The organism is Nocardia sp. NPDC060249 (genome assembly GCF_042728755.1).
Lineage (GTDB): Bacteria > Actinomycetota > Actinomycetes > Mycobacteriales > Mycobacteriaceae > Nocardia.
Genome location: NZ_JBHXAQ010000001.1, coordinates 576,794 through 591,716, shown reverse-complemented (window position 1 = coordinate 591,716; position 14,923 = coordinate 576,794). Strand labels below are relative to the sequence as shown.

Sequence of the window (14,923 nt, the reverse complement as noted above, 5' to 3'; positions counted from 1 at the left end):
TGACCAGAATATGGCACCCGCCGATCAGGTCGGCGAGCCGATCAGAGGTTGGCCAGCAGCGCGATCACGCCGGCGATCACGATGACGACGACCACCAGGACCGCATAGGTGCCCAGCGCTGATCCCCAGCCGCCACGTTGCGGCGGCGGATTCGGTATCGGCGCCGGTTGCGGCTGCCAGTACTGCGGTGTGGGCGCGTACTGCGGCTGCGGCATCCGTGGGGGCATCGGCGCGGGGTTGTACTGCGGGATGGGAGTGCCCGTCGAGCTCACCGGCCGCATGGGTTGCATGCCGACGAACGGCTGCGGGTGCGCACCCGAGGTGGGCCGGGCGATCGGGCGGGCACCGGTGGTTCCGGTGCGCACCGCCCGCTGGGCGGCGTCGACGAACTCCTCGCACGAGGTGAACCGGTCGGCGGGTCGCTTGGCCAGCGCACGCGCCATCACAGCGTCGAGCACCGGCGGCAGGCCCGCGCGACGCGGGCTGATCAGCGGCGGCGGCGCTTGCAGATGACCGGTGATGACCGCGGCCGGGCTGGTCGATTCGTAGGGTGCGCTACCCGTCAGCAGCGTGTACAGCGTGCACGCGAGGGAGTACTGGTCGGCGCGGTGATCCAGGGCGGCGCCGGTGAGCTGCTCGGGCGCGGCGTAGGCCAGCGTGGCGGTGAACGATCCGGTCTCGGTGAGGTGACCCGAATCGTCGCGCAGCCGCGCGATGCCGAAGTCGGTGAGATAGACCCGCTCCTGGCTGCTGGAACGCGCCAGCAGGATGTTGGCGGGCTTGACGTCGCGGTGCAGCACCCCCGCGCGGTGCGCGTAGTCGAGCGCGGCGGCGGTCTCGCCGATGATCTGCAACGCCCGGTCCGGCGGCAAAGAACGGGAATCCAGCGAGGAGGCGTCGATCCCGTCGATGTACTGCATGCTGATCCACAGTTGATCGCCCTCGACGCCGCGATCGAACACGGTGACGATATTGGGGTGATCGAGCTGGGCCACCAGGTCGGCTTCCCGCTCGAACCTGGCCCGGATCTCCTTGTCGGAGAACAATTCGCGATTGAGCAGCTTGAGCGCCGTCCATCGGGGCAGGCGCGGGTGCCTGGCCAGATACACCGATCCCATCCCGCCCTGACCCAGCTGCCGGTCGATCGTGTAGCCGGCGAACACCGTCCCGTCAGAAACCACTCTGACCCCCGCATCTCGCTCTTCGTCCGACGGCCTGGACCTTACCAAACGGCGTGGACCAGCAGTCGGGACGTCGACTCGGCAGGCTACCGCGGCGCCCCGCTGTCACTCGTTGTTCGACAGCGGGGAGAGCGTGTTCGCCTCACTCCTCCACACGCACACCCATCGACCGCGCAGTGCCCGCGACGATGCGCATCGCGGCCTCCACGTCGGTGGTGTTCAAGTCGGGCAGTTTGCGGATCGCGATGCGGCGCAATTGGTCCCGGCTGATCGCCCCGACCGGTTTGTGCCCGGGCTGCGGGGAGCCGGGGTGGCCGAGCGCCTTCCGGATCAAGGACGCGGTCGGTGGGGTCTTGAGCCGCATCGTCCAGCGTTTGCGGGCATCGATGGTGATGACGGCCGGAATGATCTCGCCACGCCGATCCGCGGTGGCGGCGTCGTAGCGCCGTTTGACCTCGAAGGGTGCGACACCGGTCGGACCGAGCATCTTGCCGAGGATCATCAGCGAGGCATTGCCCGCTTCGAGCTCGAGAGTGACTGTGACAGAGGCTGTTTCGCGCGCCATAGTCAACGATCTCGGACGCACGCGTCGATCCGGTCCCACGACGATAACGCCTGGGCCGCAACCCGCTCGAGCGGTTCGGTTCGCCTGATCCCGATTCGCCTGTCAGTCTGTGGGCGTGAAACGGGACGTTTCCGCGCGCCTGGAGGTAGCGGTCCATGCCGATTCGGTGCTGCAGTGTCAGATCGCTGTCGCCCGCCAGCCGGGACTCGATCTGATCGAGTCCATGACATGCTCGCTCGACGGCGAGTTCCACACGCCGCGCGAAGTCGTCGGTGCGCACGGTTCCCGGATCCACGTGCTCGACGTGCGCGCGGGCACCCTCCGGATCGACTATCAGGCGACCGTCCTCGGCACCGCCTTCCTCGCGCCGCCCACCGACTACGACCTCGCGCTGTACCGGCGGCCGAGCCGCTATGCGGAGTCGGACAAGCTGCTCGGCTTCGCGGCGGCCGAATTCGGTTACGGCATAGCCGATCCCGAGGTGGCCAACCGGGTCTCCTCATGGATCGGCCGACGGATCACCTACGTCTCCGGCAGTAGCACGCCTATCGACGGCGCGGTGGAAACCCTGCTCTCCGGCACCGGCGTCTGCCGCGACTTCTCGCATCTGATGGTCGCGCTGTTGCGCGCCGTCGGCGTCCCCGCCCGGGTCGCCGCGGTCTACGCGCCGGGCTGCGTGCCGATGGACTTCCACGCGGTCTGCGAGGCCTACATCGACGGCGAGTGGCGCACCTACGACCCGACCGGCCTCGCGCCGCGCTCGAGCCTGGTGCGCATCGCCACCGGCCGCGACGCCTCCGACATCGCCTTCCTGGACAACCACGGCGGCGACATCACCCTGAACTTCATGTCGGTCAACGCCTTCGTCGCGGGCCCCCTCCCCTACGACGACTTCCTCACACCGACGAGCATCGTCTGAGCTCGAACATGTCCCCCGAGCTCGACACGGCGGGAGCGGCCCTAGCCCTCGGCGGCGAGCTGACCGCAGGGCGGCGCCCAACCCCCCTGATTTACAAACGCTCCGGCCAACGCTGACGCTGGCACATCACGCCGAGAGCTAACCGCCGCTCGGTGACCTCTGCATTTCCGCCAGCAGTTGAGCCAGGTCGCGGTCCCGATCGAAGCCCCGCTCGGTGATCAACCGAATCGCCTCAGCAGCATCTGCCATGTCCTCCATGGTTGCGACCGCGGCCAAGCTCCTGAGATCCGCACTGTCCTGTGGACGGCTCTCGTCGTCGCGAGCAAGCAGTTTCAACGCGATGAGATGGCCGGTGCGAGCAACGGGCATGACCAGACCGGGAAATATCTCGAGCGGCTCCGCCGCACGAACAATCTCCGGCTCGATGCCCGAACTGGCAAAAAGCAGGTCAACCACCACGGGAACCCCGTCGATACGCCGCTTGAGCCGGACAGTCGCCAACCGACCGTTATCGTGCTCGACCGAAGCGAACAACTGGTATCCGGCCGCTATCAGCGACTGCACCAGCCCTTCGGCTTGGGTGTCATCAACCACCGCAGCAGCGATGTCGATATCTGCCGTGAATCTTGGATTCGATCGGGCCGACACCGCGAACCCGCCAACGATCGACCACCGACATCCGCGCTGATCAAGATCGGAAGCAGCCTTCCGGAGCGCAGCCTCGAGCGGATTCATGCGAACCTGGCCGACGGTCGGCCTCGCCCTCCGCCAAGTGGCTCGAACGGTCGCGACAGCAACCACTCGTCAATCGCTGAATCGATCGCCGACTCATCCGCATCCGGCCGCTCACGACGAAGTCGAGCGCGCTGCATACCCAGGCCGAACTCGAACATATCGATCGCAAGCCGGAGCCGATCCGCAGGTGAGTCGTCGTCCATGTACCGAGCCTACCGTCGGCGCCGGCCACCACACTTCGACCATCCGCAACTGCGGTACCCACGTTCCGCGAACCTCGGCTGGAACGACTTGGCCATCCATTGAGGTGATCTGACCAAGGTCGTTGCCCCAGTGGCCGATTCGGTCGATCAGGAGCAATACGCAATCCCCAGACACGGACGTGGAGTCCCAGGTAGACGTGCTTCACCACAAAACCGTCGCCGACCGGAAAGACTCCACGTGATCGCCTATCCTGCCGTGTTCGACGTGCCGAGGGAACCGGAAACGGGCCTTCGCAACCTCGACGCCGGCGCAGCAAAGCGCCTACTTCCTGGTCGAGCGAATCAGCCCTCCGCAGCGAGTTGTCCGCAAGCCGCAGCGATCTCCTGACCACGGGTATCGCGCACCGTGCACGACACACCCTGCGCGATCACCCGCCGAACGAACTCGCGCTCAACAGGTTTGGGGCTGGCGTCCCACTCGCTGCCCGGCGTCGGGTTGAGGGGGATCAGGTTGACGTGTACGAGCGGGCCCAGGGCCTTGTGCAGCTTCTTGCCGAGCAGGTCCGCTCGCCACGGCTGGTCGTTGATGTCGCGGATCAGCGCGTACTCGATCGACACGCGGCGACCGGACTTGTCGGCGTAATAGCGTGCGGCATCGAGGACTTCGGCGATCGACCAACGGTTGTTCACCGGCACCAGGGTGTCACGCAGCTCGTCGTCGGGAGTGTGCAGCGACACCGCCAGGCGCACCGACATGTCCTCGTCGGCCAGCTTGCGGATCGCAGGCGCCAAGCCGACGGTCGAGACCGTGACCGAACGCTGCGAGATGCCGAGACCGTCGGGGGCGGGTGAGGTGATGCGGCGGACCGCGTTCACCACCCGCTTGTAGTTGGCCAGTGGTTCGCCCATGCCCCCCGTTTTACAAACGCTCTGACCAGCTGGAACGGCAAAGAAGCCGCGCTCGCAAGCCGGCATAAGCCACCGCCACCGGTCGCCGCGAGGTCGAAAGCGTGGCGCCCTCCGCAGCGCCGCGAGGCGACCCCGCCGTTCGAACCAAGAGATCAGCGCGCCGATTTATGGTGGCACGGCGAGGTCTCCGGATATGGTCAACTTTGTCAGCCGACACCGACAGGTCGTCGGTGCCCTGGGTTCAAACCGGCTGCGATGCCCGGGCTTCGACGCGCTGCAGCGCGTCAACGATCTCCACGAACTATCGCCGTGCTCGCGGCAGAGCAGCTAGGAGCTCCTAACAGGTTCGATTGCTGAGTCGTCGCCAGCAGATCAGCGCAGCGGCGAGGTCGAGGAATCCCTGATGGATGTCGGTTCCGCGTTCCCAGCGGACGGCCAACCGTCGGTATTGGTGCAGCAACGCCAGCGTTTGCTCGACGATCCAGCGGCCGGCGGTCACCTTGTCGCGGGTGCCGCGGCGCGGGATGTAGCCGGTGATCTGTCGTTGCTGAAGTTCGTCGTAGACCCGGGGATAGTCGTAGCCCTTGTCCGCGATCAGGGTCGTGATCTTCTCGCGTGGTCGGCCAGGACGCCCTCGCAGCGGCCGCACGCGATCGAGCAGTTGAGGCAGCACGAGATGGTCGTTGACGTTGGCCGCTGACTGCACGATCGCGAGCGGAAGCCCGTTGCCACAGGTCAGGATGTGGTGCTTCGCTCCGGTTTTGCGGCGGTCGACCGGGCTGGGACCGGTGTCGGCGCCCCCTTTTTCGCCCGCACGTGCGAGCCGTCGGGGATGACGCGGTCGAAATCGATCAATCCCGCGTGGTGGCAGTGGGCGAGCATCGTGGTGTGCATGGCCTCGAACACCCCGGCGGCCTGCCAGTCGCGGAGCCGCCGCCAGCAGGTCATCCCGGAACCGAATCCCAGCTCCTGGGGCAGGTCCTCCCACCCGATACCAGTGATCAGCACGAACAGAATCCCTTGCAGGACAAGCCGATCACTCATCCGTGCTGGTCCCGGCGTTCCCGCCGCCTTGACCGGAAGTAGCGGTTCGATCACCGCCCATAGTTGGTCGTCTACGATCCACGGCGCTGCCACGACGAAACATCCTGCACTACAACAGGACTCGTCACTACCCGACAGAACCTGTTAGGAGCTCTAAGCAACGAGATCAATCGGAAGGAACAAGGTTGATCTCGTTAGGCTCGCCGCCAACAGATTGGAGTCGGTCGGCTCTGAACCGTCACGGGTTTGGGGCCGCTTCTTCCTAGTGGAAGATGGGTCCCATCATGACCAAGCGTTACCCGCCCGAGGTTCGCGAGAAGGCCGTCCGTTTGGTCCTCGTGGGCCGTCCCCAGTGAATAAGACCTTCCGGCATTAGAGTCCTGTTTGGCCTGGTGAGGGCCGAGAGAGGACACTGATCGACATGGCAGGGCGCAATCGGGGCCCAGTCACACGCCCTGCGCCTGAACAAAACGCACGAACTCATCCTGTACCGGCTTCGGACTCGCATCCCACTCACTACCCGGAATCGGATTCAACGGAATCAGATTCACATGCACCAACGGCCCCAACGCCTTACGCAGCTTCTTGCCCAGCATGTCCGCACGCCAACCCTGGTCATTGACATCACGGATCAACGCATACTCGATCGACACCCGACGACCCGACTTATCCGCGTAATACCTGGCCGCGTCCAGAACTTCGGCCACCGACAACGGTTGTTCACCGGAACCAAGCTATCCCGCAGCTCATCGCCGGGAGTGTGTAGCGAAACCTTCAACCTCACCGACAGGCCCTCATCTGCGAGCTTGCGGATCGCCGGGGCTAGACCAACCGTCGATACCGTCACCGAGCGCTGCGAGATCCTGAGCCCGTCCGGCGACGGCGAGGTGATGCGCCTAACAGCTGGTAGCACACGCCCATAATTGGCTAGTGGTTCGCCCATGCCCCCGTTTTACAAACGCTCTGACCAGCCGCATCCCTGCTCAACAGCCTTCGAGCACGGTAGGCTTGTGCGAACGGCCAACTGACAAGACGAGGAGCGGGCAATGCCAGACAGGAAGTACAGCAAGCCTGTCGTGGTCCCGGAGAATCTGGTGCTCCTCAAGGGCCCTACCAGCGGGATCGTGCACCTTCCCAGTCACCTCGATTGGTCGGGTAACGCCCACTACGACCTGGACCGGCCAGGTCGAATCGTCGATCTCTACCGCGCAGTCATCAACGAGGCCATGAGCCCGAGCGATCTTCATACCTACCTCAATCAAGCGGTGCTCAAACAACTTTGGTCATACATCTGGCTGCCCGCGGCAACCAGGCGCGTCTGGGAAGTCAGCTTCCCTGAACTTGCTGAACTCAGCCGCCTGGCGTCGGCGTAGACGCGTGGAACCGCGCCACCGTCGACTCACGGCGATTGCACTGTCCGTTGCGGGTGATCACGGATTCGCGTTGGCCGGCGGCTACGCGATCCGAGCCCATGGCATGGGCAACCGGCCGAGCGGCGACGTCGACCTCTTCACCGATTGGCATCGCAGAGCCGACTTCCCTGGTGCCGTCAAAGCCGTAGTCGCCGCTCTCGAAGAACACGGATATGTCGTGACTACCGCGATGACCGGCGAAACCTTCGCCCGCCTGCTGGTTCATTCCGCGAAAGAACTCAACCTAGAACCCGACAAACTTGAGATGTCGGCCGACTGGCGAGCCCACCCTCCGGTTCTGCTCGACGTCGGGCCGGTCCTTCACCCCGATGACGCGGTCGCCAACAAAATGTGTGCACTGTTCGGGCGAGCTCTACCCCGCGACTTCCTCGACATCGACGCCGCGATCACAAGCGGCCGATACGACCACAACCGACTGCTCGACTTGGCCAAGAACGCTGACAGCGGTTTCGACGACCACCTCTTCGCAGACGCACTCGGCGCACTCACCCAGATCACCGACGACGCCTTCGCCGAGTACGACGTACCACCAGACCTCATCACCGCCATGCGCCGCCGATTTGCCACCTGGCGACGGGAGCTTCAAAGTCCGTGAGTTCATCAGGTGAAGTACTTCGATCAGCCGTTGAGTCTCGTGACAGGAAACGCATCCAAGATGGCTACCCGACGCACGAGGATGTCTACAGACACCTCCACAGCGCAGTCTTGGCACTGTATCGGGACGAGCGAGAACTCATCGACTCCAATGTCCACGAGCAAACCCTCGGATCCCGGATTGGTCTACGCCTCGCCAATTCAGTCGAACGGCCGGGTAGCAGGCTGCGCGTAGATCCAGAGTACAACCGCAAGGGCACAAGACCGAAGATGATCCGCAGTAACGGCTTGGTCGGCGAGAGACCAGACCTAGTGATCCATGTCCGCGGCACCAATGAGTCGAATCTACTGGCAGTGGAAATCAAGAAATCTGCTAAAGATATACAGGATGACCTACAGAAATTGCGTCGGCTGCAATCCGACCCATTCAACTACCACGACACCGTGCTACTGATCCTCGGCGACGCACCTCGGTGGCAATGGATTAGAAGCGATCCGGGACTGACTGAGATCCTATTCGAGTAGACGCTACTACAATTGGGGTGAGTTCAGGATCTGAAACCGAGGTGACAGCAATGCATCTCGGCCTCCCATGACCGCGACGCTATCCGGCATCCAGCGGAAACGAAACGGCGGCATTTCCGATTCCTCGGTCAAGGACGGGATCCAAGAGGCTGTCGTCCTCAACGAGGTCGACCAGCTCTGCCCCTGACCGAAACGGCCAAGTGCGCAACGTCGCAGCACGGTCATCTGGGACTGGCATAAAACTCTCAAGACTGCAAGCGGTGCCCGGAGGAAGGGAGTGCTGACGGCAATCGGTGCCTAGACCGCAAGGCATCCGCCGCTACAATCCAAGAAGAATAGGCTCGAACCAGCAACCAGTCGGAGGTCGCCAACTTTGTGGCTCGATGCGGATGGTCGCAACCTTGCGATCGGAGACCCAGTTACGCTGGTTGGGGCGATTGCAGGTCGCGCCCATTTAGGGCGCGGTAAGCATGGCGCCGTGGCAGGTTTCGGGCGAAAGTATGTTCAGGTAGTCATCGATAGCGGTGCTCACTATATGGCTGGTGAACAAGTTACGGTCGAACCTGGCGACCTTCTCTACGGCCACAGTGGGTACCAGAACCATTCCGACAAAATTCGAGTCATCGAGGATGACCTCGCGGGCGATCGTATTGACGAGCTCCTTCAACTCGGTTGCAACTGCGGCGTAATCACCGCAGATCAGGCGGAGCAGCTGGTACAGCTATGGAAGGAGACCCGCTTCCCGCCCAAACCCAATGCCGAGTCGGCCTAGCCTCGATCCTTCTCGGCGCTGAAGTGCTGGCCTGAGCAGCTTCGGATTGGTATTTCGATCGTAGTTTCCCGGTTGCGGGTGCGGCAGACGGCCCGCGCAGCGGGCTGGCTGCCGGGTTCCACGAGCCCGGAACGATCGATTCCTCGAAGAGTAGGGACAATTGCCTGTCTGCTCAGCCGGGCTGTAACCGGCTGCCGCAGTGGTGAGTAGGTCGGTCCATGGCCCGTGTCTGACCAGGTGGAGCCGGGTTTTGCGGGCATGACGGACAATCCTGCCCGCAGCGGAGAACAACCGCGAACGCAATGTTTTCGGTTCCCAACGATGCGCGTCGTGATCGTGCAAGGCCAGGTTTGCATCCACGCCGTCAGATCCATCGCGAGCGCGACCACGGCCAACCAGATCCGGTTCGCATCGAAGGAATGGAACGGAAGATTGCGTAGCCCAGTGTCTTTCGCATTCCGGATCCGGTCCTCGCAGCGCGCCCGACGACGGTGGCGTAACTTGAGATCGGGCAACTGACCTCGGCTGGTGTTGGTGACGAACGCGGTCAACCTGAGCCTGTCACGGTCGGTGAACCGCAACTGAGCACCCGTATGAGGGCGTTCTTTGCGCACCGACAACCGCATCCCTGGTGGCCATCCGGACAGGTCGGTGATGCCGGTGACCTCGACGACCCAAGCACCGGGCCGGACCTGGCCTTGTGCATCGTAGGCCGGAGTCCAATCCCGATCCGACAGGTGGGTGTCCATCGCGGTAACGATGTCGTCGGTGAGGGTGAACCCGATCGAGTACCCGAGTCGGCGGCGGTGGCAGTAGTCGAGGAACTCATGGGTGCCACCGCCGGAATCGGTGCGGACCAACACGTTCCGGCCGATCCGTCATGACCGTCGCCCCGGCAACTGGGCGGTATTGGAGCCGGCGTTACCCGGGCGCAGCATCACCGCCGCAGGCTCACCGGTGCCGGTGGGTCCGTGATCGAAAACGACCATAGGAAGTGAAACCCGAACCCACGCTTAAAGATTGGTGCCGCGTGCTGCCTTTCAGAGTGCGCGTCGGTGAGGGTGGCATCGAGATCGATGATCACCGGATTGCTGATCCCGATCTGATGATCGACAGCGTTGCCCCCCGGCCAGTTCCAACGCTCGCGCCCGAGCGTGCACTCGACCGGAACCGATGGCGGACAACGCTTTCCTCGCATCGGCAGCGAGCACGGCGATCGGCCTCGATACCGTCGGATCCGAGGCGACCGAACCGAAGACGCCCGGTTCGGCACGCAGCAACGCCAGGTCCGCAGCGCAGTCGCCACCGATCGCGAGCGCAACTGCCAGAGCGAGGATGATCTTGCCGGGATCGTGGCTGGCCATCGGCTTGCGCCACGGCTTCAGCTGCTCCGTCAACTCGCTGGTCAACCCGGTTTTCTCGGCAGTCCGCAGCAGCAGGACCGCACCAGCGTGTGACACGAGACGGTGCCGTCACCGTCGATGGCCAGCCGCGGATACGGCGATATAGACTCACTCACCAGAAAGGCGCTCCAGACCCTCGAGAAATTCAACTGTCGCAAGTCGAATTGTCGCAGATCAGAGCACCGTTCTCCATTCTTGTTGCAGGTCAGGTCCTATTTCCATGACAGGGCGAGGCCAGCGCAGGCGAATTTCGGGGCACAAGCTCGCCGAGCGAAAGGGGCGCAAAGCGCGAAGCTCAGGCCGCCGACATCTAACCACCACCTGATTGGCGACTGCTGGGCTGACCTGCGTTTCGTTTCGCTAAACTAGAAGAAATCAGGATATTTTTCTTTCATTCGTCCCAATTCTTTCTCCATGTACTTCTCCGACTCACGAACGAGCTTCAACAAGTTGGGGCGGTCGGCATGTAGCGATCGGGCCAATTCTGACATGTTGGCATTCTCTCCGCTACTCATTTTCCAGCCACCCAGCCGCATTTTCAGCTGATGGCGCGCATTAACGAGAAGCACGTCAGACGCCTCCCGAACCAAGTATGCCTGGACGATTCCGGGATCGATTCCCGCGTAAGAACACTCACGCGAGATCGGGCCGAATGAATGCTCGTCTCCGCTACCAAACTCAAGAGCGAGCGCGTGGACCCAAGTGGCGTACTGAGTCAATGCATCCATGGAGTTGTAGCTGTGTATGCATTCAATGTCGCCGCGATCGTCCGTACGCATTACTCTGGTTTCCTTCATACTACCGCCGATCTCAGGGACTATCGCGACAACTCGATGCCGAAAGCCGGAAAGGAATGAGACGGCACCATTTTCGATAGATCGGGTAAGAAACATGCGTCGCACATCCTGAACCGCCTCATCCTTGCCATCAACCCGGTAGAAGATGCGAGTCCGTTCATCCCACCCCCTTTCCGTGAGACCACCGAACTCTTCTTCAACATCGACGCCGAGACATTCTTCAATGAGTCGGCAGTCCTCCGAAATATCGGAGACCTGATAGTACATTCCAGGCGCGTGGTACTGATAGGCATGAATACGACTGTCGTCCGGGTCGGTACCCGGCAGAGCCGCGCGCAGGTCCTCGCGATCTCCAATAAGGGTCACATGCCGAGGAGAGAGCTTGTCTCGCGCTTCTGCGGTCGTCATGTGTATATGCTACACAGGGAGGTGTGTAGCGTCAACACACCACAAGGCTGGCACGAGGTCGCGCCGGGTGTGACACTAGCCTTGCGGCCCCCACACTCGATCACGCTCGGCTTCTAGCCGAATGGCCAAACCTTCCGGGATGGCCAACTCGTTCGCGTCAAGATCCACATCGCCCCAGTGCAGACCGGCCACGAACTCAACCACCTCCCGGTGCAACCGCTTGTGCGACGGCATGGTCTGTAGATCGAACTGCTTGAGGACTTCGTTGGTCAACATCGCGATCAGAACGGCGCTGCTCACATCGTCATCCGGACTTGAGGCCAGTTCTTCAAACCTCTCCATCCCCCCATCGGACTCACGCAGCTGCTCCAGCACGGTGATCAAGTTCTGGTACGGATCGTCCGCACTACCAGAAGCGTCAAAGATCTGAGCTGGGTCATATCCGTCACGATGCCCCGCCACGACAGCCTCGGCGAACACGACCTTCACAAAATCCGCATAAAGATCGGAGGTATCGCCTGCAATGCGCTCAACTTCCACCCACGCGTCGGATAGATTCATATCGGGTGTGGCGCCCGTGCGAATTGGAAGGACATACCGCCGGAGGATATGGACGATCAGATTGCGGAATGACTCCTGCTCGATCATTTCGTGTCCAGACTCCAGCCTCTGAAAGAAGTTCGCGAAGCCTCCGACAGATGGCGATAATTCTGCTGCCACGTTGTTAGTGATTACGTTGCGAACCTCGGCTAGATCGAGCATGTCGCACAGCATCAATCGGACCAGGTCGGCATACAAGTCTGAGTAGCCTTCTACCAGAAGGTCGTCCCGCAGCGACTTTATGGCGTCGGCGTCCAAATCACCCAAGACCATGTCACCGAGTGCAGGTTTCACGGTGGCCTCGATGACGTCTTCCGCAGCTGCCATAAACAGGTTATAACCCTTTTTGTCTCTCTTACTGTTGCTGGACTTATTCCTCTTCTTCTTACTCAAGCTTCAGATCCTGTTCTGTTCCGTCCAATTCTCCGACCCGGTTGTCGAGTTCGCGAGCGAGCTAGTCTTCCTCATCGCGGTCAAGTACCGACGGATCCCAAATGCCAAGCTCGTGCAGCAGGGCGTATAGGTTTCGACTATCCGCCCAAAACGGCACAGCAACTACGGACGATCCATGCCCGTCGGCGTGCATGTTTCCAAAGCCCTCGGGGATGGCGAACGACGCAACCGGATGAGCGACAAGCTGGGAGAGAAGGGACTTATCCCATTCCGGATGGAAAGCCACGCTCGCTGAGCCGAAACGAGCACACGTCGCCCAACCGCCTCCTATCCTTTCGCCCTCGTCCTGGCTCACATTGTCGGGCACGTCGTCGCCGTCTTCGGGCTGGGCCACGAGCCGTAACTCAGCGACGATTGCTTCAACGAGAGCTCCCTCCGGAATCGTTCCCGGCGCGGCAGCTTCGATCCGCTCGATAGCGTTGGTCTCGTCGACCTCTTCGCCGAACGTAAACGTAGGAAACCAGCGAGCTGAGCCGACTGTATGGATCGACCATCCCGAGTCCGCCGAGGCCAGCTCCAGAATTCCACGGTCGAGGTCGACCGGATAGCCGAGGGTAATGGTTGGTGCCACCACTCGATCCTCGAGGACCGTCCAGCTCCATCCGACTGGATAAGCTGCGTCGAAATCAGTTGCGAAGCGGTCGCGTTCATGGATGTTCTCAAACACGGACCGGTCAAGCTCAGCCAAAGCTACCCCTAAGAGAATGCAGCACAACCAGATACGAAGGTACTACGTCCACCACATTTCGGCATAAGCTGACGGTGAACCGACACTCCAGCGATGCTACGCCTACATCCCACGGTGCCGACGACGTAACAGCGTGTCAGCTTCCGCAGCGAGTTGTCCGCAGGCGGCGGCGATCTCCTGACCGCGGGTGTCGCGGACAGTGCAGGGCACGCCCAGTTCGTTCACAAGGCGAACAAACTCGCGCTCGACCGGTTTAGGGGCGGCGTCCCATTTGCTGCCGGGAGTGGGGTTGAGTGGAATGACGTTGACGTGCACGCCCGAGCCCAGGGCCTTGTGCAGCTTCTTGCCCAGTATGTCCGCGCGCCACGGCTGATCGTTCACATCGCGGATCAGCGCGTACTCGATCGATACCCGCCGGCCCGACTTGTCGGCGTAATAGCACGCGACGTCAAGAACCTCTGCGATCGGCCAGCGGCTGTTCACCGGCACCAACGTGTCCCGCAGCTCATCGTCCGGAGTGTGAAGGGAGACAGCGAGTCTCACTGACAGGTCCACGTCGGCCAACTTGCGGATCGCCGGAGCCAAACCGACCGTCGACACCGTCACAGCATGCTGCGAGATACCGAAACCATCCGGCACCGGCGATGTGATCCGCCGAACGGCAGCAATAGCCCGACGAAGATTCGCGAGCGGTTCGCCTCAGGTCGCCGCCGAACAGAAGCGTGAAATGTGAGTAGTCCTGGGACAGGCCGTCAAGGAGGTCATCAATGCGGCTCCCGACGATGTATGGATCGACCAGCAGACCGTGCATCCTCAGCACCGTCCATCGCTTCTCTGGTTCGCCACGTTCGTTAGTGTGGACTACCTGGAGGCCCGTCGGCTGGGATGTCGTCGACGGAACTGACGGCGTACGTGGCAGTCCTGGTCCACTGCATCAGCCCCGGGTCGTTGTAATGGCCAACCACGGGTGCGGAGATGTTGACGTTCACATCGAAGGACGCCCAATCGATCTGGTCTGGTGGTGTCATGGCGCAATCCTATTGATCTGCAACCAAATTGGCACGTGGAGATATGGGAAACAATCCCGAAAGGACGCCGCCGACGCTGGCCGCATCATCCAGCTCACCCAGCTACGCCAAATCGCGGAGCGTCGACGGCTATGGGTGCTTGTGCTACGTCCGAGTGACCTGGTCAAGCAAACCGCCCGTTCACGAGCGCCACCCACAGCGGGCTCCAAGCTAATGAGGGTCCGGCTGCCCCTAACCCTCGGCCGCAAGTTGACCACAGGCTGCCGCGATCTCCTGACCACGAGTATCACGGACGGTGCACGTCACACCCTGTGCCTGAACACGACGAACAAACTCATCCTGCACAGGTTTCGGGCTCGCGTCCCACTCGCTGCCCGGGGTCGGGTTCAACGGAATCAGATTCACATGCACCAACGGCCCCAACGCCTTACGCAGCTTCTTGCCCAGCAAGTCCGCGCGTCAACCTTGGTCGTTGACATCACAGATTAACGCGTACTCGATCGACACTCGACGACCCGATTTATCCGCGTAATACCGTGCCGCGTCCAGGACTTCGGCCACCGACCAACGGTTGTTCACCGGAACCAAGGTATCCCGCAGCTCATCGTCGGGAGTATGCAGTGACCCCTCAACGGCCGAAAATTGCTGTCCGTATGTGCGGTTAGA

At 62.1% G+C, this 14,923-nt stretch carries 12 protein-coding genes and 5 pseudogenes; 4 read left to right on the top strand and 13 right to left on the bottom strand.

All coding sequences use genetic code 11. The features are described from left to right. Window positions 1–41: 41 nt before the first annotated feature. Both ACFWFP_RS02675 and ACFWFP_RS02670 read right to left on the bottom strand, forming a co-directional pair. Window positions 42–1,181 carry a serine/threonine-protein kinase gene (locus ACFWFP_RS02675; protein ID WP_379292776.1) on the bottom strand — a complete coding sequence of 380 codons (1,140 nt, stop codon included), beginning with the start codon at window positions 1,179–1,181 and terminating at the stop codon, window positions 42–44. 142 nt (window positions 1,182–1,323) lie between these two features. Further along, entirely contained in the window at window positions 1,324–1,746 is a 423-nt protein-coding gene (locus ACFWFP_RS02670) for an uL11 family ribosomal protein (RefSeq protein ID WP_379292775.1), read from the bottom strand. A gap of 115 nt (window positions 1,747–1,861) precedes the next feature. Here ACFWFP_RS02670 and ACFWFP_RS02665 point away from each other — a divergent pair, with 115 nt between their 5' ends. Continuing rightward, complete coding sequence (locus tag ACFWFP_RS02665) at window positions 1,862–2,665, top strand: transglutaminase family protein (RefSeq protein WP_379292774.1); 804 nt, start codon at window positions 1,862–1,864, stop codon at window positions 2,663–2,665. 138 nt (window positions 2,666–2,803) lie between these two features. Here ACFWFP_RS02665 and ACFWFP_RS02660 read toward each other — a convergent pair whose 3' ends face one another. The 5 genes and pseudogenes from ACFWFP_RS02660 to ACFWFP_RS02640 all read right to left on the bottom strand — a co-directional run. Beyond that, a complete protein-coding gene (locus ACFWFP_RS02660) occupies window positions 2,804–3,400 on the bottom strand; it encodes a nucleotidyl transferase AbiEii/AbiGii toxin family protein (RefSeq protein ID WP_379292773.1) in 597 nt (198 codons plus the stop codon). Continuing rightward, window positions 3,397–3,603, bottom strand: a complete 207-nt coding sequence (locus ACFWFP_RS02655) for a hypothetical protein (protein WP_379292772.1) — start codon at window positions 3,601–3,603, stop codon at window positions 3,397–3,399. The genes ACFWFP_RS02660 and ACFWFP_RS02655 overlap by 4 nt, the downstream gene beginning before the upstream one ends. A 342-nt stretch (window positions 3,604–3,945) precedes the next feature. Continuing rightward, window positions 3,946–4,515: pseudogene (locus tag ACFWFP_RS02650) on the bottom strand (radical SAM protein); the annotation flags it as partial. Window positions 4,516–4,849: 334 nt separating this feature from the next. Then, a protein-coding gene (locus ACFWFP_RS02645; RefSeq protein ID WP_379292771.1) for an IS5 family transposase occupies window positions 4,850–5,649 on the bottom strand; the annotation gives its coding sequence in 2 pieces (ribosomal slippage) (window positions 4,850–5,317 and window positions 5,320–5,649; 798 coding nt in all). 356 nt (window positions 5,650–6,005) lie between these two features. Beyond that, window positions 6,006–6,502 (bottom strand): annotated as a pseudogene (locus ACFWFP_RS02640) (23S rRNA (adenine(2503)-C(2))-methyltransferase RlmN); the annotation flags it as partial. Between the two features lie 100 nt (window positions 6,503–6,602). On the opposite strand from ACFWFP_RS02640, the gene ACFWFP_RS02635 reads away from it, so the two are divergent. The 3 genes from ACFWFP_RS02635 to ACFWFP_RS02625 all read left to right on the top strand — a co-directional run bounded on the left by ACFWFP_RS02635 (window position 6,603) and on the right by ACFWFP_RS02625 (window position 8,880). Beyond that, on the top strand, window positions 6,603–6,929 hold the full coding sequence (locus ACFWFP_RS02635) for a hypothetical protein (RefSeq protein ID WP_379292770.1): 327 nt from the start codon (window positions 6,603–6,605) through the stop codon (window positions 6,927–6,929). Between the two features lie 4 nt (window positions 6,930–6,933). Next, window positions 6,934–7,584: a nucleotidyl transferase AbiEii/AbiGii toxin family protein gene (locus tag ACFWFP_RS02630; protein WP_379292769.1), complete on the top strand. Its 651-nt coding sequence runs from the start codon at window positions 6,934–6,936 to the stop codon at window positions 7,582–7,584. Window positions 7,585–8,481: 897 nt separating this feature from the next. Continuing rightward, window positions 8,482–8,880 carry a hypothetical protein gene (locus tag ACFWFP_RS02625; protein WP_379293802.1) on the top strand — a complete coding sequence of 133 codons (399 nt, stop codon included), beginning with the start codon at window positions 8,482–8,484 and terminating at the stop codon, window positions 8,878–8,880. A gap of 204 nt (window positions 8,881–9,084) precedes the next feature. Here ACFWFP_RS02625 and ACFWFP_RS02620 read toward each other — a convergent pair. From ACFWFP_RS02620 to ACFWFP_RS02595, 6 genes and pseudogenes are all read right to left on the bottom strand, one after another. Beyond that, window positions 9,085–10,399 (bottom strand): annotated as a pseudogene (locus ACFWFP_RS02620) (IS1380 family transposase); the annotation flags it as partial. Between the two features lie 249 nt (window positions 10,400–10,648). Next, complete coding sequence (locus ACFWFP_RS02615; RefSeq protein ID WP_379292768.1) at window positions 10,649–11,488, bottom strand: hypothetical protein; 840 nt, start codon at window positions 11,486–11,488, stop codon at window positions 10,649–10,651. Window positions 11,489–11,563: 75 nt separating this feature from the next. Further along, on the bottom strand, window positions 11,564–12,481 hold the full coding sequence (locus tag ACFWFP_RS02610; RefSeq protein WP_379292767.1) for a hypothetical protein: 918 nt from the start codon (window positions 12,479–12,481) through the stop codon (window positions 11,564–11,566). 61 nt (window positions 12,482–12,542) lie between these two features. Next, window positions 12,543–13,229 (bottom strand): hypothetical protein, encoded by a 687-nt coding sequence (locus ACFWFP_RS02605; protein ID WP_379292766.1) that lies wholly within the window; start codon window positions 13,227–13,229, stop codon window positions 12,543–12,545. A 102-nt stretch (window positions 13,230–13,331) separates the two neighbouring features. Beyond that, window positions 13,332–13,928, bottom strand: a pseudogene (locus ACFWFP_RS02600) (23S rRNA (adenine(2503)-C(2))-methyltransferase RlmN); the annotation flags it as partial. Between the two features lie 560 nt (window positions 13,929–14,488). After that, window positions 14,489–14,881: pseudogene (locus ACFWFP_RS02595) on the bottom strand (23S rRNA (adenine(2503)-C(2))-methyltransferase RlmN); the annotation flags it as partial. Between the last annotated feature and the right edge of the window lie 42 nt (window positions 14,882–14,923).

Coding starts and splice junctions, on each gene's coding strand:
- ACFWFP_RS02670 (WP_379292775.1), bottom strand. CDS start 1,746: ATGGCGCGCGAAACAGCCTCTGTCACAGTCACTCTCGAGCTCGAAGCG.
- ACFWFP_RS02655 (WP_379292772.1), bottom strand. CDS start 3,603: ATGGACGACGACTCACCTGCGGATCGGCTCCGGCTTGCGATCGATATG.
- ACFWFP_RS02635 (WP_379292770.1), top strand. CDS start 6,603: ATGCCAGACAGGAAGTACAGCAAGCCTGTCGTGGTCCCGGAGAATCTG.
- ACFWFP_RS02660 (WP_379292773.1), bottom strand. CDS start 3,400: ATGAATCCGCTCGAGGCTGCGCTCCGGAAGGCTGCTTCCGATCTTGAT.
- ACFWFP_RS02615 (WP_379292768.1), bottom strand. CDS start 11,488: ATGACGACCGCAGAAGCGCGAGACAAGCTCTCTCCTCGGCATGTGACC.